Annotated in this window: 23 protein-coding genes and 1 pseudogene; 16 read left to right on the forward strand and 8 right to left on the reverse strand. The window is 68.2% G+C overall.

Annotation, left to right across the window (positions count from 1 at the left end; all coding sequences use genetic code 11):
* Window positions 1-52: 52 nt before the first annotated feature.
* The 6 genes from N5D91_RS22080 to N5D91_RS22105 all read left to right on the forward strand — a co-directional run bounded on the left by N5D91_RS22080 (window position 53) and on the right by N5D91_RS22105 (window position 5,443).
* Window positions 53-1,801: a glutamine--tRNA ligase/YqeY domain fusion protein gene (locus tag N5D91_RS22080; RefSeq protein WP_180854777.1), complete on the forward strand. Its 1,749-nt coding sequence runs from the start codon at window positions 53-55 to the stop codon at window positions 1,799-1,801.
* A 43-nt stretch (window positions 1,802-1,844) separates the two neighbouring features.
* Window positions 1,845-2,498 carry a hypothetical protein gene (locus N5D91_RS22085; RefSeq protein WP_110711096.1) on the forward strand — a complete coding sequence of 218 codons (654 nt, stop codon included), beginning with the start codon at window positions 1,845-1,847 and terminating at the stop codon, window positions 2,496-2,498.
* A gap of 50 nt (window positions 2,499-2,548) precedes the next feature.
* Window positions 2,549-3,271, forward strand: coding sequence for a DUF6348 family protein (locus N5D91_RS22090; RefSeq protein ID WP_110711095.1), 723 nt, complete (start codon window positions 2,549-2,551; stop codon window positions 3,269-3,271).
* A 97-nt stretch (window positions 3,272-3,368) separates the two neighbouring features.
* Window positions 3,369-3,929: a nucleoside deaminase gene (locus N5D91_RS22095; RefSeq protein WP_004154307.1), complete on the forward strand. Its 561-nt coding sequence runs from the start codon at window positions 3,369-3,371 to the stop codon at window positions 3,927-3,929.
* Window positions 3,913-4,980 carry a 23S rRNA (cytidine(2498)-2'-O)-methyltransferase RlmM gene (rlmM, locus tag N5D91_RS22100; protein WP_180854778.1) on the forward strand — a complete coding sequence of 356 codons (1,068 nt, stop codon included), beginning with the start codon at window positions 3,913-3,915 and terminating at the stop codon, window positions 4,978-4,980. Before N5D91_RS22095 ends, rlmM begins: the two co-directional genes overlap by 17 nt.
* 64 nt (window positions 4,981-5,044) lie before the next feature.
* Window positions 5,045-5,443 (forward strand): hypothetical protein, encoded by a 399-nt coding sequence (locus N5D91_RS22105; RefSeq protein WP_049422865.1) that lies wholly within the window; start codon window positions 5,045-5,047, stop codon window positions 5,441-5,443.
* Window positions 5,444-5,645: 202 nt separating this feature from the next.
* Here N5D91_RS22105 and N5D91_RS22110 read toward each other — a convergent pair whose 3' ends face one another.
* Both N5D91_RS22110 and ubiH read right to left on the reverse strand, forming a co-directional pair.
* Complete coding sequence (locus N5D91_RS22110; protein WP_180854779.1) at window positions 5,646-6,827, reverse strand: UbiH/UbiF family hydroxylase; 1,182 nt, start codon at window positions 6,825-6,827, stop codon at window positions 5,646-5,648.
* Window positions 6,824-8,032, reverse strand: a complete 1,209-nt coding sequence (gene ubiH / locus N5D91_RS22115) for a 2-octaprenyl-6-methoxyphenyl hydroxylase (RefSeq protein WP_180854780.1) — start codon at window positions 8,030-8,032, stop codon at window positions 6,824-6,826. Before ubiH ends, N5D91_RS22110 begins: the two co-directional genes overlap by 4 nt.
* A gap of 108 nt (window positions 8,033-8,140) precedes the next feature.
* On the opposite strand from ubiH, the gene N5D91_RS22120 reads away from it, so the two are divergent.
* The 10 genes and pseudogenes from N5D91_RS22120 to N5D91_RS22165 all read left to right on the forward strand — a co-directional run bounded on the left by N5D91_RS22120 (window position 8,141) and on the right by N5D91_RS22165 (window position 18,027).
* Window positions 8,141-8,725 (forward strand): hypothetical protein, encoded by a 585-nt coding sequence (locus N5D91_RS22120; protein WP_088024424.1) that lies wholly within the window; start codon window positions 8,141-8,143, stop codon window positions 8,723-8,725.
* 8 nt (window positions 8,726-8,733) lie between these two features.
* Window positions 8,734-9,288 carry a cob(I)yrinic acid a,c-diamide adenosyltransferase gene (locus N5D91_RS22125; RefSeq protein WP_180854781.1) on the forward strand — a complete coding sequence of 185 codons (555 nt, stop codon included), beginning with the start codon at window positions 8,734-8,736 and terminating at the stop codon, window positions 9,286-9,288.
* A 9-nt stretch (window positions 9,289-9,297) separates the two neighbouring features.
* On the forward strand, window positions 9,298-10,236 hold the full coding sequence (locus N5D91_RS22130) for a histone deacetylase family protein (protein ID WP_180854782.1): 939 nt from the start codon (window positions 9,298-9,300) through the stop codon (window positions 10,234-10,236).
* A gap of 89 nt (window positions 10,237-10,325) precedes the next feature.
* Window positions 10,326-12,827, forward strand: a complete 2,502-nt coding sequence (lptD, locus tag N5D91_RS22135) for an LPS-assembly protein LptD (protein ID WP_180854783.1) — start codon at window positions 10,326-10,328, stop codon at window positions 12,825-12,827.
* Window positions 12,824-14,152 (forward strand): annotated as a pseudogene (locus tag N5D91_RS22140) (peptidylprolyl isomerase); the annotation flags it as partial. The gene lptD and the pseudogene N5D91_RS22140, both read left to right, overlap by 4 nt.
* An 18-nt stretch (window positions 14,153-14,170) precedes the next feature.
* A complete protein-coding gene (gene pdxA, locus N5D91_RS22145) occupies window positions 14,171-15,151 on the forward strand; it encodes a 4-hydroxythreonine-4-phosphate dehydrogenase PdxA (RefSeq protein ID WP_164162695.1) in 981 nt (326 codons plus the stop codon).
* Complete coding sequence (rsmA, locus tag N5D91_RS22150) at window positions 15,148-15,951, forward strand: 16S rRNA (adenine(1518)-N(6)/adenine(1519)-N(6))-dimethyltransferase RsmA (protein WP_110711087.1); 804 nt, start codon at window positions 15,148-15,150, stop codon at window positions 15,949-15,951. The genes pdxA and rsmA overlap by 4 nt, the downstream gene beginning before the upstream one ends.
* A gap of 13 nt (window positions 15,952-15,964) precedes the next feature.
* Window positions 15,965-16,348: a Co2+/Mg2+ efflux protein ApaG gene (gene apaG, locus N5D91_RS22155; protein WP_005412297.1), complete on the forward strand. Its 384-nt coding sequence runs from the start codon at window positions 15,965-15,967 to the stop codon at window positions 16,346-16,348.
* Window positions 16,349-16,363: 15 nt separating this feature from the next.
* The gene (locus N5D91_RS22160) at window positions 16,364-17,383 is read left to right on the forward strand and encodes a symmetrical bis(5'-nucleosyl)-tetraphosphatase (RefSeq protein WP_180854784.1); all 1,020 of its coding nucleotides are present in this window, start codon (window positions 16,364-16,366) and stop codon (window positions 17,381-17,383) included.
* Window positions 17,380-18,027 carry a DUF1287 domain-containing protein gene (locus N5D91_RS22165; protein WP_110711085.1) on the forward strand — a complete coding sequence of 216 codons (648 nt, stop codon included), beginning with the start codon at window positions 17,380-17,382 and terminating at the stop codon, window positions 18,025-18,027. Before N5D91_RS22160 ends, N5D91_RS22165 begins: the two co-directional genes overlap by 4 nt.
* A gap of 89 nt (window positions 18,028-18,116) precedes the next feature.
* Here N5D91_RS22165 and N5D91_RS22170 read toward each other — a convergent pair whose 3' ends face one another.
* The 6 genes from N5D91_RS22170 to N5D91_RS22195 are packed head-to-tail and all read right to left on the reverse strand — an operon-like array spanning window position 18,117 to window position 22,346.
* Window positions 18,117-18,608, reverse strand: coding sequence for a dihydrofolate reductase (locus N5D91_RS22170; protein WP_110711084.1), 492 nt, complete (start codon window positions 18,606-18,608; stop codon window positions 18,117-18,119).
* Window positions 18,609-18,613: 5 nt separating this feature from the next.
* Window positions 18,614-19,408, reverse strand: coding sequence for a thymidylate synthase (locus N5D91_RS22175; RefSeq protein ID WP_180854785.1), 795 nt, complete (start codon window positions 19,406-19,408; stop codon window positions 18,614-18,616).
* Window positions 19,405-20,292, reverse strand: coding sequence for a prolipoprotein diacylglyceryl transferase (gene lgt, locus N5D91_RS22180; RefSeq protein ID WP_110711082.1), 888 nt, complete (start codon window positions 20,290-20,292; stop codon window positions 19,405-19,407). The genes N5D91_RS22175 and lgt overlap by 4 nt, the downstream gene beginning before the upstream one ends.
* A 51-nt stretch (window positions 20,293-20,343) precedes the next feature.
* A complete protein-coding gene (locus N5D91_RS22185) occupies window positions 20,344-20,838 on the reverse strand; it encodes a TPM domain-containing protein (RefSeq protein ID WP_180854786.1) in 495 nt (164 codons plus the stop codon).
* Window positions 20,838-21,722 carry a TPM domain-containing protein gene (locus N5D91_RS22190; RefSeq protein ID WP_180854787.1) on the reverse strand — a complete coding sequence of 295 codons (885 nt, stop codon included), beginning with the start codon at window positions 21,720-21,722 and terminating at the stop codon, window positions 20,838-20,840. The genes N5D91_RS22185 and N5D91_RS22190 overlap by 1 nt, the downstream gene beginning before the upstream one ends.
* A 3-nt stretch (window positions 21,723-21,725) precedes the next feature.
* Window positions 21,726-22,346, reverse strand: a complete 621-nt coding sequence (locus N5D91_RS22195) for a LemA family protein (RefSeq protein WP_049460899.1) — start codon at window positions 22,344-22,346, stop codon at window positions 21,726-21,728.
* Between the last annotated feature and the right edge of the window lie 383 nt (window positions 22,347-22,729).

Genomic DNA, 22,729 nt, shown 5'->3' on the forward strand with positions numbered 1-22,729 from the left:
TGCCCGGTACGCGCTAGACTGTTGGTCTTTCTGCCTTTCTTTTCGCCGACTCATGTCCGAGCACACCCCCGCCAGCCCCGAGACCCCCGCCGACAGCCACGAAAAGCGCGATTTCATCCGCCAGATCGTGCGCGAGGACCTGGCCAGCGGAAAGCACCAGGCGATCAAGACCCGTTTCCCGCCGGAACCGAACGGCTACCTGCACATCGGTCATGCCAAGTCGATCTGCCTGAACTTCGGCATCGCCGGCGAGTTCAGCGGCGTCTGCAACCTGCGCTTCGACGACACCAACCCGGCCAAGGAAGACCCGGAATACGTGGCCGCAATCCAGGACGACGTGCGCTGGCTGGGCTTCAGCTGGAACGAGCTGCGCCACGCCTCGGACTACTTCCAGACCTATTACCTGGCCGCCGAGAAGCTGATCGAACAGGGCAAGGCCTATGTCTGCGACCTGTCGGCCGAGGAAGTGCGCGCCTACCGCGGCACCCTGACCGAGCCGGGCCGCCCGTCGCCGTGGCGCGACCGCAGCGTCGAGGAAAACCTCGACCTGTTCCGCCGCATGCGCGCCGGTGAATTCCCGGATGGCGCGCGCACCCTGCGCGCGAAGATCGACATGGCCAGCGGCAACATCAACCTGCGCGATCCGGCGCTGTACCGCATCAAGCACGTCGAGCACCAGAACACCGGCAACGCGTGGCCGATCTATCCGATGTACGACTTCGCGCACGCGCTGGGCGACTCGATCGAGGGCATCACCCACTCGCTGTGCACGCTGGAATTCGAAGACCACCGCCCGCTGTACGACTGGTGCGTGGACAACGTCGATTTCGCGCACGACGACGCGCTGACCCAGCCGCTGGTCGACGCCGGCCTGCCGCGCGAAGCCGCCAAGCCGCGCCAGATCGAGTTCTCGCGCCTGAACATCAATTACACGGTGATGAGCAAGCGCAAGCTGATGGCGCTGGTTACCGAGCAGCTGGTGGACGGCTGGGAAGACCCGCGCATGCCGACCCTGCAGGGCCTGCGCCGCCGTGGTTACACCCCCGCCGCGATGCGCCTGTTCGCCGAGCGCGTGGGCATCAGCAAGCAGAATTCGCTGATCGACTTCAGCGTGCTGGAAGGCGCGCTGCGCGAAGACCTGGACAGTGCAGCGCCGCGCCGCATGGCGGTGGTCGACCCGGTCAAGCTGGTGCTGACCAACCTGCCGGAAGGCCATGAAGAGCAGCTGACCTTCAGCAACCACCCGAAGGACGAGAGCTTCGGCAGCCGCGAAGTGCCGTTCGCACGCGAAGTGTGGATCGACCGCGAGGACTTCGCCGAAGTGCCGCCGAAGGGTTGGAAGCGCCTGGTGCCGGGTGGCGAAGTGCGCCTGCGCGGCGCCGGCATCATCCGCTGCGACGAAGTGATCAAGGATGCCGACGGCACCATCACCGAACTGCGTGGCTGGCTGGATCCGGAATCGCGTCCGGGCATGGAAGGCGCCAACCGCAAGGTCAAGGGCACCATCCACTGGGTCAGCGCCGTGCATGGTTTGCCGGCCGAGATCCGCCTGTACGACCGCCTGTTCTCGGTGCCGAACCCGGACGACGAATCGGAAGGCAAGACCTACCGTGATTACCTCAACCCGGAATCGCGCCGCACCGTCACCGGCTATGTCGAGCCGGCCGCGGCCAGCGCTGCGCCGGAGCAGTCGTTCCAGTTCGAGCGCACCGGCTACTTCGTTGCCGACCGCCGCGACCACACCGAGGCCAAGCCGGTGTTCAACCGCAGCGTGACCCTGCGCGACACCTGGTCGGCCTGAGGACCTGCGCGGGCGCCGGGAAGGCGCCCGCACGAATCCGACGATGATCACCGCCCTCTCCGCCCTGCTCTGGTTCATCTCGCAGCATCCGCTGCTGACGTTCTTTGCAGCGATGGTGCTGGCCGGGCTGGTCTCGTGGTGGCGGCGCTTTCCGGGCTACGCCATCGTGGTGTTCCCGCTGGCGATGCTCAACATCTTCCTCGGCCACTTCCTCAACGCCGCCTTCCTCAACGTGGTGGGCGAGCGTGGTGAAGCGGTGATCGTCAAGGCCGAGCAAACCAACTCCACGCTCAACGAGCAGTACATCTGGCGCTACGAAGCGGTGCTGCGCACTGCCGAAGGGCGCGATGTGGAGGTGGTGTTCCACACCAATACCGCTTCGCTGTGGCCGCTGGAAAACGCCATCCGCATCCCGGCGCAGAACCAGCCATTCGTGGTGAAGTACACGCCGGGCTTCCCGCGCAACTTCGTCATCCTCACCAACGAATCACCGCACGGCATCGCCCAGGCCCGTGCCAGCGCGCGCGAGCGGGTGGAGGTGGCGGCACGCAAGCTGCATTTCAGCCCGGGCAATGCCGATTTCCGCGCGGACTATCGCCGCGAGCTGGAAACCTGGCTGCGCGACCACGGCAACGATCCGCAACAGCAGCCCGACGCGCAGCGATATCGCGCCGAACTCGACGCGCTCGACCACTAGATCCCCAGGCCTTGCCTGGATGCTCCACCCCATCCATCCACAGGCCTGACATGACCACGACCTCCGCCGCTCTCCTTCCGCTGCTGCAGCAGGTCCTGCAGGACGCCGGCATCGCCTGCCGCGCCGACGGCGGCGCGCTGCTGCTGGACAGCGGCCTGCGCCTGACCCCGCACGCGATGGCCGCGCACGCGCGCGACAACGGCGGCTGGCAGACCTCCACCGTCATCGAGGCCCAGCATCCGGTGTTGTTCGCCGATGGCCTGTTCGAGTACCAGCACGCCAACGGAGCCGACGAACAGGCGTCGCTGCTGTCCGGCTTCCAGGCCTGGGTGCGGGTGGACCTGGCGACGCTGCAGACCGCCGTCGGCGCCGCAGACGCGCAGGGCCTGCCGATGTTGGGCCTGACCTATCCGGGCGCCGACGAAGGCGAAGAACTGCAGCGCACCGTGGTGCTGGGGCCGTTGGCGCACTATCGCGCACAGGAGGTGGATGCCTCCACCTGCAGCGAGGACGACCACGGCTCCTGCCCCTGCTGCCTGTTCACGCGCAGCATGGAGGCCTTCGACGAGCTGCTGAAAGCCCGCCAGTTCCTCGCCATCCGCCTGTTCGCCTCGCGCGATGCCGACGGCCTGTGCGAGGCCGATTGCCGGGTCAACGGCCACGACTTCGCCGCCGCCCTGCCCCTGCTGCGCGCCTACGCGGCCAGCTGGCCGCAGGCTGGGCTGGAATTCCGCAAGCAGTACGTGGTGATCCGCACCGGCTCGCCGGGCTGACCCCTCGCCACACCCGGTACAGGCCGGTGCGGCTACACTGCGCGCCGGTTTCCCAAGCAACCGCACTTTCTTCCATCCCACACGAGGCACCCCCGCGATGCTGTACGCGCAAGTCCACCTGACCCTTCCCGCCTGGATCCACGACCAGATCGACCTGGATCGTCGATATCCGGGCGATGAGGCCAAGGTCGCGCTGGCGATCGAGCTGTCGCGGCTGAACGTCGAGCACGCCAGTGGCGGCCCGTTCGGTGCGGTGGTGTTCGGCCCGGATGACAAGGTGATCGCTGCCGGCGTGAACCGGGTGATGCCGCACGCGACCTCGCTGGCACACGCCGAGAACATGGCCTACATGCTGGCCCAGCAGCGCCTGCAGACCCCGCGCCTGAACGCGGTGCTGTCGCCGGTCACCCTGGCCACCAGTTCGCAGCCGTGCTGCCAGTGCTACGGCGCCACGGTGTGGGCCGGCATCGACCGCCTGCTGATCGGCGCCAACTCGGCCGACGTCGAGGAACTGACCCCGTTCGACGAAGGCCCGCTGCCGGCTGACTGGGTGGGCGAGCTCAACAAGCGCGGCATCGAAGTGGTGCAGGGCCTGAACCGCGACGCCGCACGCAGCGTGCTGCGCGCCTATGGGGAAAGCGATGGCGCCCGTTACTGAGACCGGCATCGGCCTGCTGTGCCTGTGCCGGCAGGGCTTCGAGCCCGAGCTGGCCGGCGAACTGCAGTTCCGCGCCGGTGAAGCCGGTTTCGCCGGCTACGCGCGCACCCAGCGCAATGATGGCTACGTGCTGTTCATGTGCGACGAAGCCGCCGCCCTGGCGCCGCGCCTGCGCTGGCGCGAGCTGATCTTCGCGCGGCAGAAGCTGGTGGTGCTGGCCGAGCTGCCGCAGCTGGACCCGGCCGACCGCATCACCCCGATGCTGGAGGTGCTGGCCGATGCGCCGCGCTTCGGCGACCTGTGGGTGGAACATCCCGATTCGGACGCCGGCAAGCCGCTGTCCGGGCTGGCCCGTGCCTTCGGCAACGCGCTGCGCCCGGCGCTGCGCAAGGCCGGCAAGCTCACCGACAAGCCGAACGACCGCCTGCCGCGCCTGCACGTGGTGTTCGTCGACGGCACCCATGCCTTCGTCTGCGTGGCCGACCCGGCCGACAGCGCACCCTGGGCACTGGGCATTCCGCGATTGAAACTGCTGCCCGAAGCGCCTTCGCGTTCGGCGCTGAAGCTGGACGAAGCACTGCTGACCCTGCTGACGCCGGAAGAACGCGAAGCGCTGGCCAAGCCCGGCATGCGCGCGGCCGACCTGGGTGCCGCACCGGGCGGCTGGACCTGGGTGCTGACCCGCCAGCACATGCACGTACTGAGCGTCGACAACGGCCCGTTGCGCCAGCATGTGCTGGACACCGGCCTGGTCGAGCACCTGCGCGCCGATGGCTTCCACTGGCACCCGGAACAGCCGCTGGACTGGATGGTCTGCGACATGGTCGAGCAGCCGCGCCGCGTGGCCGAACGCATGGCCACCTGGTTCCGCGAAGGCTGGTGCAGGCACGCGATCTTCAATCTGAAGCTGCCGATGAAGAAGCGCTGGGACGAGACCCGGCTGTGCCTGGACCTGTTCCAGGACCAGGCCGGCAAGCCGCTGGTGGTGCGTGCCAAGCAGCTCTATCACGATCGTGAAGAGATCACCGTGCTGGCCTCGCCGCTGCGCTGATCCGTCATCGGCGGCACAGGTTGCCGGGAGTACGCTCCCGGTACCCTCTGGCAAGGAGCCTGTCATGAACATTCCGCGTTCCGCCCTGCTGTTGACCGCCCTGCTGGCCTCGGTACCGGCCATGGCCCAACACGGCCCGTCCACGCCGGCGCAGAGCCAGCCGCTGGGCCCGACCGGCGGCGCCATCCGCCAGCAACCGCTAGGCGCCGGCCTGGTCACCGGCAGCGTCGAGATTCCGCAGCCGGCCGGCGAAGCACAGGTCACCGTTCGCTCGCTGGAACCGAGCAGCGTGATCGGCCAGTACCGCATCCGCTTCAGCGACCTCGACGTGAACGGCGATGGCTTCATCAGCCGCCAGGAAGCACAGGCCAACCCGGCGCTGGCCGATGAATTCAATTCACTGGATCGCAGGCACCGCGGCAAGTTGGACCGTGCCGACCTGGCTGGTTGGCTGGTTGATTGATCCACCGGCGCGATCTTCATCCACGCATGGCGTGGATCAACGGCGGTAACGGAGCCCGCTTCTGGTAGGTGCCAACCTTGGTTGGCACATCCATCAGGCATCCTGGGCTCAGATAAGGCGAGGGTATTTCCAGCCTTGTGCCAACCAAGGTTGGCACCTACCAGAGCGGCGTTGGCACCTGCCAGAGCGGCCGGTATTCCGGTCAGACCCCGGCGGCGCGCTTCCAGAACGCCTGCACCAGCGGCGGCCATTTGCCGACGCAGCCCAGTGCGCGTCCACGGGCCAGGGTCAGGTGCATTTCGTCGTTGGAGAACAGGCGGTTGATCGCATCGAAGCTGTAGGCGGCGATGTGGTTGTCGCTGCGCCGTTCGCGTGCCCAGCGCTGCAGGCGCTGCGGTGAAAGCCGCGGCTGGCCGCGGCGTTCGGCCGACGGCGCCAGCCACTGCTGCAGGGCGGCGACATCGCGCAGGCCCAGGTTCACGCCCTGCCCGGCCAGCGGATGCACCACATGCGCAGCATCACCCAGCGCCAGCACGCGGCCAGCCACGTAGTGACGGGCCAGTTGGCGACGCAGCGGGAAGGCCGCACGCGGTGATGCCAGCCGCAGTTCGCCCAGGCGCGCAGCAAAGGCCCGTGTCAGCTCGCGGTTGAAGGCGTCCTCGTCCAAGGCCAGCACGCGAACAGCTTCGTCTTCGGGCAGGGTCCAGACGATCGAACTGCGGCGCTCGGCCACCGGCAGCAGCGCCAGTGGCCCGCTCGGCAGGAAGCGCTGCCAGGCCGTGGCCTGGTTGGGAAGATCGCTGTCCACGTAGGCCACCACGCCACGCTGGTGGTAGTCGTGGCGCTCGACCTCGATCCCGGCCAGCTGGCGCAGGGTCGATTCGGCGCCGTCGGCGGCCACCGCCAACGCCGCTTCCAGGCGGCGCCCGTCATCCAGGCGCAGGCGCACGCCTTCCTCGTCCTGCTCCAGCGCGTCCACCCGTGCCGGGCAGTGCAGCTGCACACCCGCCGCCGGCAGTGCCGACCACAGGCGGTCCTGCAGCAGGCCGTTCTCGACGATGTAGCCCAGTTCGCGCCGACCGAAGCGATCGGCGTCGAACAACAGATCCTCACCACCCGCCGCATCCCACACCTGCATGCGCCGGTAGGGCCAGGCGCGGGCCTGCGCGATGGCCGGCCACACGCCGAGGCGGTTCAGCAGCTGCACGTTGTCGGCGGCGAAGGCGAACACCCGCAGGTCCGGCTGCGCGGCCTGCCATGGCGCGGGTTCGCGGCCCTCCACCAGCGCAACCGACAGACCGGCATCGGCCAGCGCCAGCGCACAGGCGGCACCGACCACGCCGCCCCCGACGATGGCCACGTCCAGGCGCGCACGCCGGCTCATGCGGCTTCTCCACGGCACAGCCGCGGCACTTCGCCACGGAAGCCCATTGCGCCACCGACCAGCATCGATTGCACCGACGCGCGCTGCGCGGCCACCAGGCCGAGACTGCGCAGCGGCCGCATCAGCGGCGCCGGGTTGCTGGTCAGGCGCGCCAGCCCACCGGAGAACGCCACCGTCTGCCGGCGGTCCTCTTCGCGGCGCGCGACATAGGCCTGCAGCAGTGCATCATTGCCGGCATCCTCATGCGCATCCTCCAGCAGTTCGGCCAGGGTCAGCGCATCGCGCAGGCCCAGGTTGAAGCCCTGCGCACCCAGCGGATGGATGGTCTGCGCGGCATTGCCGAGCAGCACCGTGCGTTCACCGGCCAGCGCGCGCGCCAGCACCTGAATGAGCGGGTAAGCGCTGCGCGGGCCAGATTCGAGCAGGCGGCCGGCACGCCAGCCGATCGCATCCTGCAGCCGCTGCAGCCAGGCCGCGTCGTCCAGCGCCATCACCGCATCGGCCTGGTCGCGCGCCACGCCATGCACGGTGCCGAAGTGGCGGTCGCCGCGCGGCAGCAGGGCGGTCGGGCCGGTATCGGTGAACCGCTCCCAGGCCGTGCCATCCGGCGCGCGCTGGCTGCGCACGCGGGCCACGAACAGGGTCTGCTGGAAATCATGCCGGTCGACCTCGATGCCCAGTGCGCCGCGCACACCGCTGGTGGTGCCATCGGCACCGACCACCAGCCGTGCCAGCAGCACGCGCTCGCCGGCCTCGTCGGCCACCCGCACCTGGCGGTAGCCGTCGACCACCTCGCCCAGGCCCAGGAACCGCATCGGCCGGTAACGGCGCAGCCGTGGCAGTTCCTGCAGGCGCGCTTCCAGCGCCTGGCCGAAGTCACGCGCCACCACCACCTGGCCGAACCAGGGCCGGTCGTAATCGGCTGCTTCAAGCTGCACGCGGCCGAAATCACCGGCACGGCTCACATGGATGCGCCGGATCGGGCCCGGCGCCATCGCCAGCTTCTGCATCACCCCCAGCGCGGTCAGCGCGTTGACGGTGGCCGCGGCGAAACTGAGGTTGCGCTGGTCGAACACCGCCGGCAGCTCGCCGGCCGGGCTGGCCTCGAGCAGGCCCACATCGCGGCCCAGGCGGTCCAGGGCAATGGCCAAACTGGCGCCGACCAGGCCGCCACCGACGATCAGCACGTCATGTCGTTCACTCATGGTGTTCATGATACGCGCTCGCCCCGCCCGAACACCCAACGCCCCCCGACCTGCGCCAACCTGCGCGGCGGGCTAGAATGAAACCTGAATCCGCTCCGGGCCCCCACCATGTCCGACACCGCCAACCGCGCCTTCGTCCTGTCCGTACTCGTACTGCTGCTGGCGGCGACCCGGGTCAATCACTTCGCGGCGATCCCCGATGCCTCCTGGGCCGTGTTCTTCATCGGTGGCTTCTACCTGGCGCGCTGGACCCGCTGGGCGTTCCCGTTGCTGATGGTGTTCGCGGTGCTGGTGGACTGGATCGTGATCCGCAGCAGCGGCCTGGATTTCTGGCAGCACTACTGCGTCTCCCCGGGCTACTGGCTGCTGCTGCCGGCCTATTTCTCGCTGTGGGCCGGCGGCATGCTGCTGGGCCGCAACTACCAGAGTGCGCGCTGGCCGGTACTGGCCAAGGGCGCGCTGCTGCTGGTCGCCTCGGTGGCGGTCTGTCACCTGCTGGCGCAGGGCGGCTTCTACTGGACCAGCCGTAACGTGGCCGAACCGACGCTGGCCGGTTGGGCACAGAACTACGCACAGTGGTTCGGGCCCTACCTGCGCACCACGGCGATCTATGTGGCGCTGGCTGCCGCGCTGCAGCTGGCCGTGGAGCAGGTGTTGAAGCTCCAGCAGGCCCGCCGCGACATCCGCCACTGAGCCGCGCCATGGGTCATCGCCTCTCGCGCATCTACACCCGCACCGGCGACGACGGCAGTACCGGCCTTGGCGACGGCCAGCGCGTGGCCAAGGATGACGCCCGTGTCGCCTCATACGGCACCGTCGACGAGGCCAATGCCGCGCTCGGCCTGCTGCTGGCAGCACCACTGCCCGAGGACGTGCGCGCGCTGGTGGTGCATCTGCAGCACCAGTTGTTCGACCTGGGCGCCGAGCTTTGCATTCCCGGCCATGCCGCGATCCACGCTGCCGATATCTCGGCGCTGGAGCAGCAGCTGGACCACTACAATGCCGACCTGCCGATGCTGAAGGAGTTCATCCTGCCGGCCGGTGGCGAAGCCGCCGCGCGCTGCCATCTGGCCCGCACCATCGTCCGCCGCGCCGAGCGCGAGACGGTCACCCTGGCCCGCCAGGAGGCCGTGCGCAGCGAGGCGCTGCAGTACCTCAACCGGCTGTCGGACCTGCTGTTCGTGCTGGCCCGCGTACTGGCCCGCGCCGATGGCCATGGCGAAGCGCTGTGGCAGCCACAGCAGCGCCAGCGCTGAGTCGGCACGATGCTGGTCTATACCCACCCATCCTGCCTGCTGCATGACCCCGGTCCGGGCCATCCCGAGTGCCCGCAACGCCTGCAGCATGTGCTGGACGCGCTGCACGCCGCGTTCCCCGGCCAGCTGGAGTGGCGCGAAGCACCACCGGCCAAGTTCGGTGAACTGACCCGGGTCCACGACAGCGCCCTGCTCGACTTCGTGCTGCAACCGCAGACCGCACCGCTGCGCCAGCTGGACATGGACACCTGGACCTCACCCGGCTCGGCCAGCGCCGCTGTGCATGCCGCCGGCGCCGGCGTGGCCGCGGTCGATGCGGTGATGCTGGGCGACGACCCGCTGGCCTTCTGCGCGGTACGCCCGCCGGGCCACCACGCCACCAGCAGCACGGCGATGGGCTTCTGCCTGCTCAACAACATCGCCATCGCCGCCGCCTATGCCCGCGACCGCCATGGCCTGGAGCGGATCGCGGTGGTCGATTTCGATGTCCACCACGGCAACGGCACCCAGGACATCTTCCAGCACGATGCCCGGGTCTCGTACTACAGCACCCACCAGGCCGGACTGTTTCCCAATTCCGGCCTGCGCCGCGACCGCGGTGCCGGCAACCTGATGAACATCCTGCTGCCGCCGGGCAGTGGGGGGTTCCGCTTCCGCAATGTCTGGGCCGACGAGATGCTGCCGGCCATCGACGACTTCCGTCCGCAGCTGCTGCTGATCTCGGCCGGCTTCGACGCCCACCTGCGCGACCCGCAGGCCGACCTGATGCTGGAGACCGACGATTTCGCCTGGATCACCCGTGAACTGCACGCGCTGGCGCGTCGTCACGCGGCCGGCCGGGTGGTGTCGATGCTGGAGGGCGGCTACGACCTGCAGGCCCTGGCCGAGTGCAGCGTGGCCCACGTCCAGGCCCTGATGTCACCGGCTTCCAGCGCCGCCGCCGGATGAACCCGAACCGGCCCCCTGCGGCGCCCTTCATTGCCCCTATGCAAGGGATGGGGCAAGCTACCGTCCGTTTTCGCCCGAATCCGAACCGCGTGCGCCGAGCCCTCCGCCTGCTTCCCCTGCCTCTGAGCATCGCCATCAGCCTGCCGGCGATGGCCGATGAAAAGCCGCTCAACTGGGGCCTGTGCCCGGCCACCGACGTCATTCCCGCGTTCACCGACGCCCCCACCCCGGTTCCCGGCCAGGACAAGGCCAGCGCCGCCGCCGCGCGCGAGAACCAGCCGACCGACATCGAGGGTGACCAGCTGCTGGGCACCACCACCGTGCCGCAGTACGAGGGCAACGTGGCACTGCGCCGCGGCGACCAGTTCGTCGGCACCGACAAGCTCAGCTTCGATACCGAGACCGGCAACTACATCGCCGACGGCAATGTCCGCTACCAGGACGGGTCGATCCGGATGATCGCCAAGCGCGCCGAGGGCAACCAGGAAAGCGACACCCACAAGATCTCCGACATCAAGTACCAGCTGGTGTCGCGCCGGGGCAACGGCGATGCCGAATCAGTCGACCTGCAGGGCGCGGTCGGCCAGATGCACCGCTCCACCTACACCACCTGCGACCCGTCGCAGCCGGTGTGGAAGCTGTCGGCGCCGCAGATCGAAGTGGACAACGACGAAGGCTTCGGTACGGCCCGCAACGCCGTGCTGCGCATCGGCAAGGTGCCGGTGCTGTGGGCGCCGTACTTCAAGTTCCCGATCGATGATCGCCGCAAGACCGGCCTGCTGTTCCCGCAGCTGGGCATGTCCGGCCGCAACGGCGTCGACTACGCGCAGCCGATCTACTTCAATCTGGCGCCGAACTACGACGATACGCTGACCCCGCGCTACATGAGCCGGCGCGGCCTGCTGCTCGACAACGAGTTCCGCTACCTCTACAACGGCGGCCGTGGCGAGGTGCTGACATCGTTCATGCCCAACGACCGCCTGCGCGACCGCGACCGCGGACGCGTGATGTTTTCCGGTTACCACAACGTGGACGACCACTGGCAGGCCCGCGCCAACCTGGCCTGGGTCAGCGACGAGCGTTATGTCGAGGACTTCGCCAACCGCCTGGTCGGTGTGACCGCGTCCAACCTGCAGAGCACCATCGGCCTGTACGGTACCGGCAAGAACTGGACGGCCGGGATCATGGCCGACCGCTGGCAGCTGACCGACTACACGCTCAACGAGAGCGCGCTGCCCTACAACCGCCAGCCGCGCCTGTACTTCAACTGGGACAAGCCGATCCTGCCGTGGCTGGAAACCGGCATCTACGCCGAGGCCGTGCGCTTCACCCACGACGACGTCAACTTCAAGTACGACGCCAGCGCCGGCGAGGATCTGCAGTACACGCGCAACGGCATCCAGCAGCGGTCCGGGGTCGGCGTGAGCGGTGGCTCGCGCCTGGACCTGAAGCCCTACGTGTCGTTCCCGATCAGCGGCGCGGCGTGGTACATCACCCCGACCCTGGCCTATCGCTACACGGCTTACCAGCTGGATCGCGGCCTGGTTGACGGCGTCAATGGCATCCAGGCCCAGATCCTGCGCTCGCAGGGCATCGACCCGACCACGGCCACGCCGGAACAGCTGCGCGGCAACACGTCGCCCAGCCGCAGCCTGCCGATCGGCAGCATCGACGCCGGCCTGTTCTTCGACCGCGAGACCAGCATCCGCGGCAAGTCCTTCCTGCAGACACTGGAACCGCGCCTGTTCTACCTGCGCACGCCCTACCGCAACCAGGATGAGCTGCCGATCTTCGATACCCGTGACTTCACCTTCAGCTGGGGCCAGCTGTTCCGCGATTCGCGCTACACCGGCGCCGACCGCCAGAACGATGCCAACCAGCTGACCCTGGCACTGAGTACCCGCTTCATCGACCAGACCACCGGCAAGGAGCGCTTCTCGGCCTCGATCGGCCAGATCCAGTACTTCGATGAATCGCGGGTCAGCACGACGCCGGGCGGCGCCCCGGTGGAGAAGGGCAAGTCGGCCTGGATCGCCGACGGCAACTACATGATCAACGACCGCTGGACCCTGGGCGCCACCTACCAGTGGGACCCGAAGTACAAGCGTGAGGATCTGGCCAGCGTCCGCGCCCGCTACCTGATGCCCAACGATGGCGTGATCAACCTGAGCTATCGCTACCGCATCAACGCCGGCGCCCCGGCCGGCGCCAACAAGCATGACCGGACCCTGCTGGAGCAGGCCGACCTGTCGTTCCTGTACCCGCTGAATGCGCGTTGGAGCCTGGTCGGCCGCTATTACTACTCGCTGCAGGACAAGGAGCCGCTGGAAATCATCGGCGGCGTCCAGTGGGACAGCTGCTGCCTGGCCGTGCGTGTGGTCGGCCGCCGCTATGTCCGCAATCGCGAAGGCGAGATGAACAACTCCATCCAGGTGGAGTTCGTCCTGAAGGGCCTGAGCTCCATCGGCCAGGACACGGACCGCACTCTGCGCCGTGCTATCCTCGGCTACAACCGCGACGACCTCTATCTCGTGCCGCCCAGCAACACCGGGGCGACCCGCGATGACTACGATCCGAATCTGATCCCATGACCAAGCGCTTCCCCGTTCTACTCGCCTCGCTGCTGGCGGTGTCCAGCGTGTCCGCCCCCCTGCAGGTGCTTGCCCAGGAGGCGCAGCCGCTCGACCGCATTGCCGCCGTCGTCGATGAGGACGTGATCCTGCAGAGCGAGCTCCAGCGTGCGATCGCCAACATCAAGGCGCAGTACGCCGGGCGGGAGAACCAGCTGCCGCCGGAAGACGTGCTCAGCCGCCAGGTGCTCGAGCGCCTGGTGCTGGTCAAGCTGCAGGTCGCCCGCGCCCAAGGCAGCGGCATCCGTGTCAGCGACCAGGAGCTGAACCAGGCGATGAATGCCATCGCCCAGCAGAACGGTTCGACCCTGGATGCCCTGCGCCAGCGCCTGGCCCATGACGGTATCGACTTCAATGATTTCCGCGCATCGGTGCGCGACGAAATCACCGTGCAGCGCCTGCGCCAGAGCTTCGCGCAGAGCCGCATCAGCGTCAGCGAGGGCGAAGTCGATGCCGCGCTGAAGCAGCAGGCCACGGTCGGTAACCAGTACCACCTGGCGCACATCCTGATCGCCCTGCCCGACGGTGCCAACGCCGACCAGATCGCCACCGGCCAGAAGAAGGCCGACGGCGTGAAGGGCCTGCTGGACAAGGGCGAGCTGGACTTCAATGCCGCCGCCGTGCGCTATTCGGACAGCCCCAACGCGCTGGAAGGCGGCGACCTCGGCTGGCGCAGCCTGGATGAAATCCCGCAGGCCTTCGCACAGCTGATGGAAAAGATGAAGCCCGGCGAAGTGGTCGGCCCGATCCGCGGCCCCAGCGGCTTCCAGCTGCTGAAGCTGGTGGACGTGCGTGATGCCAGCGCTGCAGCCAGTGGCAACACCATCACCGAGTACCACGGCCGCCATATCCTGGTGCGTGTGGATGACCACCAGACCGACGCCGCCGCCAAGGCCAAGATCGACACGCTGCGCGCCCGCATTGCCGGCGGCGCAGACTTCGAGACCGTGGCCAAGGAGTCCTCCGAGGACAACAACAGCCGAGGCCAGGGTGGCGATCTGGGCTGGTTCCCGGCCGATGCGTTCGGTCCTGCATTCGGCCAGCAGGTGTCGGGCATCCAGGATGGTGGCGTCAGCCAGCCGTTCCGCACCGATGCCGGTTGGCACATCGTGCAGCGCGTGGGCACCCGCCAGACCGACGTGACCACCGACAACCAGCGTGCCCAGGTCCGCGAGACCATCGGCCGCCGCAAGCTGGAAGACGAGTACAACCGCTTCCTGCAGGAACTGCGTGGCGAAGCCTACGTCAGCTTCCGCAGTGGCGACCGCGCGGAAAACACCGCCACCCCGCCGCAGTCCTGACCGATGCGCCCCGAGCTCGCTCTGGTACCGGGCGAGCCCGCCGGGATCGGCCCGGAGCTGTGTGTCCGCCTTGTCCAGCAGCCGCGTGAAGATTGCCGGCTGCTGGCCTTCGCCGACCCGGATACCCTGCACGCGGCCGCGGCCGCGCTGAACCTGCCCCTGCAACTGCTGCCCGAGGACGCCGAAGCACGCGTCCCCGGCGATCTGCGCCTGCGTGCCGTCCGCAACGCCGCGCCCAGCCGCTTCGGCCAGGCCGATCCGGCCAATGCCGGCGCGGTCATCGGTGCCCTGCTCGGCGCCGGCCAGGCCTGCCTGTCCGGCGAACTGCACGGCGTGGTGACCGGCCCGGTGCACAAGGCGGTCATCAACGAAGGCGGCATCGCCTACAGCGGTACCACCGAACTGCTGGCCGACCAGGCCGGAGTGAAGGTGGTGATGATGCTGGCCAACCACATCGTGCGCGTGGCCCTGGCCACCACCCACCTGCCGTTGCGCGAGGTGGCCGACGCGATCACCGCACCCGGCCTGGAGCACACGCTGCGCACCGTGCATGCCGCCCTCCGCCGTGAGTTTGGCCTGCCTGCGCCGCGCATCGCCGTGCTCGGCCTGAACCCGCACGCCGGTGAAGACGGTCATCTGGGCCGCGAGGAACTGGACCTGGTCATCCCGCTGCTGCAGCGCCTGCGCACGGAGGGCATGGACCTGATCGGACCGCTGCCGGCCGATACCGCCTTCCTGCCCGGCAAGCTGGCCGGCTTCGACACCGTGCTGGCGATGTACCACGACCAGGGCCTGCCGGTGCTGAAGTACTCAGGCTTCGAACAGGCGGTCAACCTGACCCTGGGCCTGCCCTACCCGCGCGTGGCAGTGGACCATGGCACCGCGCTGGACCTCGCCGGCCGCGGCATCGCCGATCCCTCCAGCCTGCAGGCGGCAACGACGCTGTGTGCGCAGCTTGCGCGGCAACGTACACTGAGCGCATGAATTCCCCGCATTCCCCCTCCGGCCCGGTGTTCACCGCCCCGGCCAAGAAGCAGCTTGGCCAGCATTTCCTGGCCGACCGCCACTACATCGACAAGATCGTGATGGCGGTCAACCCGAAAGATGGCGACCGCCTGGTCGAGATCGGCCCCGGCCAGGGCGCGATCACGCTGCCGCTGCTGCGCGTGCACCCCACGCTGACGGTGATCGAGTTCGACCGCGACCTGATCGCACCGCTGACCGCCGCCGCCGAACCGCTGGGCGAGCTGACCATCGTCCACCGCGACGTGCTGCGCGTAGACTTCACCGAGCTGGCCGCCGGCCAGCCGATCCGCCTGGTCGGCAACCTGCCCTACAACATCTCCTCGCCGATCCTGTTCCATGCGCTGGAACATGCTGCGGTGATCCGCGACATGCACTTCATGCTGCAGAAGGAAGTGGTCGACCGCATGGCCGCCGGTCCCGGCAGCAAGGTGTATGGCCGCCTCAGCGTGATGCTGCAGGCCTACTGCCAGGTCACGTCGCTGTTCGTGGTGCCGCCGGGCGCGTTCCGGCCGCCGCCGAAGGTCGATTCGGCCGTGGTGCGGCTGGTACCGCGTGACCCGGCCACGATCAACATCCACGACCACAAGCGCTTTGCCGACGTGGTGAAGGCCGCCTTCGGCCAGCGCCGCAAGACCCTGCGCAACGCCCTGAACAACGTGGTGTCCGCCGAGCAGTTCGTCGCCGCCGGCGTGCGTCCCGATGCCCGCGCCGAACAGTTGGACGTGGCCGAATTCATCGCTTTGGCCAATGCCTCCTGATTACACTGCCGGTATGGAAGACGCTGACGTTTATGCCATCTCCGTCGAAGTCGCGCCGCGCTTCCTCGACGATCAATCCGCACCGGAAGACGGCCGCTATGCGTTCGCCTACACGATCCGCATCCACAACCAGGGGCGCGTTGCCGCGCGCCTGGTGGCACGCCACTGGCGCATCACCGATGCCAACGGCCGCGTCGAGCATGTCGATGGCGACGGGGTGATCGGCGAGCAGCCGCGCCTGCGTCCCGGTGAAGACTTCCATTACACGTCCGGTGTCATGCTGGGGACCGATCACGGGACCATGCAGGGCCACTACGACATGGTCGCCGACGATGGCACCGAATTCGCCGCGCCGGTCGCACCTTTCGTGCTGGCCATCCCGCGCACCCTGCACTGACACGGAGGCCGAACGATGAGTGTGTGGGCGATCGGCGACCTGCAGGGCTGCTATGACGTCACCCAGCGACTGCTGGAGAAGATCCGCTTCGACCCGGCGCAGGACACCCTGTGGTTCTGCGGCGATCTGGTCAACCGCGGTGGCCAGTCACTGGAAACGCTGCGGCTGGTGCACTCGCTGCGCGAGCACAGCGTGGTGGTGCTGGGCAACCACGATCTTTCGCTGCTGGCCGTGGGTGCACGCACCGAAGAGGAACAGCGCAAGGTCAACCCGGACCTGCTGCGCATCGTGCAGGCCGAGGACCGCGACGAACTGCTGGACTGGCTCCGCCTGCAGAAGCTGGTGCACGTGGACCGTGAGCTGGGCTGGATGATGGTGCATGCCGGCCTGGCGCCGAAGTGGACCACGCAGATGGCCGAGAAGCATGCCGCCGAAGTCGAAGTGCAGCTGCACGGCGCCGGCTACCGCAAGCTGTTCCGCAACATGTATGGCGACAAGCCAAGCTGGGCACCGAACCTGGCTGGCTACGACCGCTCGCGCGCGATCATCAACGTGCTCACCCGCATGCGCTACTGCACCCCACGTGGGCGCATCGGCATCGAGGACAAAGGCACGCCCGGCACGCAGGAACAGGGGCTGTACCCCTGGTTCGAAGTGCCGGGCCGGGTCGAGCGCGACCTGAAGATCGTCTGCGGCCACTGGTCCGCGCTGGGCCTGACCATCACCCAGGGCGTGCACGCCATCGACACCGGTGCGGTCTGGGGCGGCAAGCTGACCGCGATCCAGCTCGATACCGAAGAACTGCGCGTGGTGCAGGTGCCGGGCCGCGATGTACCGGCCCCGGTGCCCAACGCCCGCCCGCCGGCGCGACCGGCCCACGAGCGCCCCGCCGCTGCGGCGCAGGGCAAGGAGCAGGGCGGCGGCAACGCCTCCGCTTCCCCCCCGGGCAACCGCGGTCCGCGTCGCCGTCGTCGCCGTGGTGGCGGTGGTGGTGGCTCCGGCGGTCCCAACAACAGCACCTCGCCGCAGGCATGACGCGGCGCGGCTGGGCACCATGGACGGTGCTGCTGCTGACGCTGGCCCTGGCCAGCGGCTGCCAGCCCGGCTCGCCGCCTGCCCCCACGGCTGCGGATAGTGCTGCACATGCGCCATCGCAGCCGCAGGCCCCTTCGCCACCATTGGTAGCCGCAGCGCGCGCGCAGATCGGCGTCACCACCCGCTACGATCCTGCTTACCAGGTGCTGGCCTATCCCGGCGGCGACGTGCCACTGGATCGCGGCGTGTGCACCGACGTGGTGGTGCGCGCCCTGCGCGAACTGGGACTGGACCTGCAGGCGCGCGTGCATGAGGACATGCGCGGCAACTTCAGTGCCTATCCGGCGATCTGGGGCCTGTCACGGCCGGACCGCAACATCGATCATCGGCGCGTACCGAACCTGATGCGCTGGTTCGAGCGGCAGGGCTGGCAGCAGCCAATCACCGCTTCCGCTGCCGACTACGCGGCGGGCGACATCGTCGCCTGGAAGCTCAACGGCAACGGCCTGCTGCATGTCGGCATCGTGTCCGACCGCCGCCGGGCCGACGGCACCCCGTTGATCCTGCACAACATCGCGCGCGGCACCCGCGAAGAGAACTTGCTGTTCCAGCACGCGATCATCGGCCATTACCGGATGCCGTAGGCAATCCTGTAGAGCCGAACCATGCTCGGCTATGGGATGTGTCCGCGGAAAGCAGCCGAGCATGGCTCGGCTCTACAGGTGCATTGCGATCAGCGGCGCACGTAGTGCACGAAGCGGAACGCGTAGGCGTGGCGTTCGTCGGCCGGATGCGGCTCGCTGCTCACTTCCTGCCAGTCCTGCGCATCCACTTCGGGGAAATGCGTATCGGCGGGCACTTCGGCGTCGACCCAGGTCAGGTACAGGTCGCTGGCCTGGTCCAGCAGCTGACGGAAAATCTCGCCGCCGCCGATGATGCACAGCTCGCTGGCGCCCTCGCCCGCCGCAATGGCCTTTGCTTCATCCAGCGACGCCACCGCGCGCATGCCCTCGAACGGCACCTGGCCGCTGCGGGTCAGCACCAGGTTGGTCCGCCCCGGCAGCACGCGGCCGATCGATTCGGCGGTCTTGCGCCCCATCAGGATCGGCTTGCCCAGGGTGAGCGCCTTGAAGTGCTTGAAGTCGTCCGGCAGGTGCCAGGGCATGGCATTGCCCTGGCCGATGCCACGGTTGCGGTCCAGCGCCACGATCATCGACAGCTTCATTGCGCTCACACCGCCACCGGCGCCTTGATGGCCGGGTGCGGGTCGTAGCCGTCGATGCGGATGTCGTCGAACTGGAAGCCGAACAGGTCGGTCACCTCCGGGTTCAACCACAACTTCGGCAGCGCGCGCGGCTCACGCGACAGCTGCTCGCGGGCCTGCTCGAAGTGGTTCGAATACAGGTGCGCGTCACCCAGCGTATGCACGAAATCGCCCACGCCCAGCCCGGTGGCCTGCGCCACCATATGGGTCAGCAACGCGTAGCTGGCGATGTTGAACGGCACGCCGAGGAAGATGTCGCCGCTGCGCTGGTACAGCTGGCAGCTGAGCTTGCCGTCCACCACGTAGAACTGGAACAGGTTGTGGCACGGCATCAGCGCCATCTGCGAGAGCTCGCCCACGTTCCAGGCGCTGACCACCAGCCGGCGCGAGTCGGGGTTGCGCTTGATCTCGTCCACCAGCCACTGCATCTGGTCGATCTCGCGGCCGTCGGCGGTGGCCCAGCTGCGCCACTGCTTGCCGTAGACCGGGCCGAGGTCGCCATTCTCGTCGGCCCACTCGTCCCAGATCCGCACCTGGTTGTCCTTCAGGTAGCCGATGTTGGTGTCGCCCTTCAGGAACCACAGCAGCTCGTGGATGATCGAGCGCAGGTGCAGCTTCTTGGTGGTGACCAGCGGGAAGCCTGCGTTGAGGTCGAAGCGCATCTGCCAGCCGAACACGCTGCGGGTGCCGGTACCGGTGCGATCGCTCTTCTCGGCGCCGTGTTCCAGCACGTGCGACAGCAGGTCCAGGTAGGCCTTCATGCCTTGCCCTCCGTGGCCACCGGCAGCTGCGGCTGCAGTACCGGCGCGCGGCGCGACATCACCAGCAGCACCAGGCCGAAGGCGATCAGCGGCAGGCTGAGGATCTGGCCACGGGTCAGCCAGTCGAAGGCCACGTAAACGCCGTTGTCGGGCATGCGCACGAACTCGACGGCGAAGCGGAACAGGCCGTACATCAGCGCGAACAGGCCACCGACCAGGTAGCGATGACGCGGCTTGGCCGACACCGTCCACAGCACCACGAACATCACCAGCCCTTCCAGGAACGCTTCATACAGCTGCGAGGGATGGCGTGCGAACTGATTCAGCGCGCCGGTGGCGAACTGCGCCTGCAGCGTCGCATGGTCCAGCTGGTTCAGCGGGGCCGGCAGGCCGGACGGGAACACCACGCCCCAGCTACCGTCGGTGTACTTGCCCCACAGCTCGGCACCGATGAAGTTGCCGATACGGCCGAAGCCCAGGCCCAGCGGCACCAGCGGCGCCATGAAGTCCATGGTGTCGAAGAAGTGCAGCTTGTGCTTGCGCGACCACCACCAGCAGGCGGCAATCACGCCCAGCAGGCCACCGTGGAAGCTCATGCCACCGTCCCACACCTTGAACAGCAGCAGCGGGTTGTGCAGGAAATCGCCCAGCGCGTAGAACAGCATGTAGCCGATGCGCCCGCCCAGCACCACGCCGAGCATGGCGTAGAACAGCAGGTCCGAGAAGCCGTTGGCATCGACACCCGGCAGGCGCCCGTCAGCGATGCGCTTGCGGCCCAGCAGCCAGGCCGCAGTGAAGCCGAGCAGGTACATGATGCCGTACCAGTGCACCTTGATCGGCCCCAGCGAGAGGGCGATGGGGTCGATGTCGTGGAAATAGATCATGGAAGGTGCCTTGCGGTTGAACGCCTATTCTCGGGCCAGTGCGGCCCCGGCTCAACCAAAGAGCTGGGGCGTGTTGGGCAGGCCGTCATCGTCTGACCGCATCGAGGCCGGAAAGTGCCCCTCCACCAGGGTCGAGACCTCTTCGATGGCCCCACGCAGCGCCTCGACCGGGTTCGGCCCGCGCAGCCCCTCGCGCAGGTGGGTGCAGACCCGCTGCCACTGCGCTTGGCTGACCCTGCCCTGCAGGCCCCGGTCGGCGACGATCTCGATCGCGTGGTCGGCCAGCAGCAGGTAGATCAGTACACCGTTGTTGTGGGTGGTATCCCAGGTGCGCAGGCGGGCGAAGGCATGCTCGGCGGCCTGGCGCGGGGTGACCCTGTGCCACAGCGCGCCCAGCGGCAGGTCCGCTTCCACCGCGAACATCACCTGCCCACCGTGTCGCTGCTCACCGGCCGCGATGGCCTCGGTGATCGCCTGCAATGTGGCGGGCGGGAACGCGCGCCGTACTGACGGCGAAAACACGTGGCGACACAGACGTTGGATCATCACCAGCCCCCCGAAGCACCGCCACCACCGGAGCGGCCACCACCGCCACCCCAGCCACCACCACCAAATCCACCGCCCCCGCCGAAGCCGCCTCCGCCGCCCCAGCTGCCACCGCCCCAGCCGCCGCCACCGGCAAAGCGGCCCGGATGGCCGGAGAGCATGGCCACGATCAGCCCTACGACGCCTGCCAGGCCACTGGCCAGCAGCGTGGACGTGAACAGGAACGCCGCCAGCGCTGCACCGGCGCCGCCGAGAAGGCCTCGCAGCGGTCGCGGCACGCGCGAGAACACGCCGCGCAGGATGCTGCCGGCGAACACACCGATGAACAGCGCCAGGAACCAGGTATCGCCACCACCGCTGGGCTCACGCCCGCGATGGCCGCTGACCGGTGCCGGCAGCGTTTCGCCGTCGATCAGCTTGACCAGCACCGCCGTGGCATCGGTGATGCCGCCGGCGTAGTCGCCACTGCGGAAACGCGGCACCAGGTACTCCTGGATGACGCGGTTGGCGATGGCATCAGGAATCGCACCCTCCAGGCCGTAGCCGGGTTCGATGCGCACGCGCCGGTCATCCTTGGCCACCACCAGCAGCACGCCGTCATCCACGCCCTTGCGGCCGATCTGCCATTGGTCGAAGACCCGCGTGGTGTACTGCGCGATGTCCTCCGGCTGGGTGCTGGGCACCACCAGCACCTGCAGCTGGCTGCCCTTGCGCTGCTGCAGGTCAGTCGCCTGCTGCACCAGTGCCTGCTTCTGCGTGGCGTCCAGCGTGCCGGTGGTATCGACCACCGGCGAATCCAGCGCCGGAATCGGCGCCAGCTGCTGCGCCTGCGACGCCAGCGGCAGCCACAGCAGCAGGGCCAGCAGCGCAGTGGCCAGGCGCATCGGTCAGTGGCCCGGCTGCGGTGCCGGCTGTTGCTGCGGCGCGTTGCCGAAATCGACCGCCGGCGCGTTGGAGATCTGCGCTTCGTTGTCCACGGTGAAGTTCGGCTTGGTCTTGTAGCCGAAGATCTTGGCGGTGATCACCTGCGGGAACGAGCGGATGTAGGTGTTGTAGTCCTGCACCTGCTGGATATAGCGGCCGCGGGCGACGGTGACCCGGTTCTCGGTACCTTCCAGCTGCGCCTGCAGGTCGCGGAAGTTCTGGTTGGACTTCAGTTCCGGATAGTTCTCGGTGACCACCAGCAGCCGCGACAGCGCGCTGCCAAGTTCGCCCTGGGCCTGCTGGAACTGCTTGAGCGAGGCTTCGTCGTCGGCGTTGACGTTGATCTGGCCGACGCGCGAACGGGCGTTGGTGACTTCGGTCAGCACGCGCTCTTCCTGGCTGGCGAAGCCCTTCACGGTCTGCACCAGGTTGGGCACGAGGTCGGCGCGGCGCTTGTACTGGTTGATGACCTCCGACCAGCTGGCCTTGACCGCTTCATCCTTCTGCTGGATGGCGTTGTAGCCGCAGCCGGAGAGCAGGGAGGCCAACAGCATCAGGGGCAGGACGCGGGTGAACAGGCGCATGGCGGAGGTTCCGGGTGGGCTTGGCGCCGAGCATGCCATGGTTCGGGTGAAAGACCGGCCATCGGGCGCCGCCCCCTCCGCGGTGGGTTGTTTGCTGGTTCTCTTGGGTTGGCCGGGAGGGTGGGTTGGCTGGGGGCGTGAGCGCCATGGATGGCGCGACCGAGCCTACATGGACGTATTCACGGCGTCCCCCAGCCAACCCACCCTCCCGGCCACGGACAATTTCCTGCGCACCGCGGGAAGATCAAAAGAAAAAATCAAAAGCAAAAGCCGGTTCTTCAGGCATTCGTGTCGACCAAGGTCGACACCTACCAGAGCGGAACGCCGTTCCGACCGATCGCGGCAATCTGTCGGAGGTGGGGCGGTGTGGGTTGGCAGGACCG

Origin of the sequence: Stenotrophomonas sp. GD03794, from assembly GCF_029842145.1 — a bacterium.
Taxonomy (GTDB): domain Bacteria; phylum Pseudomonadota; class Gammaproteobacteria; order Xanthomonadales; family Xanthomonadaceae; genus Stenotrophomonas; species Stenotrophomonas riyadhensis.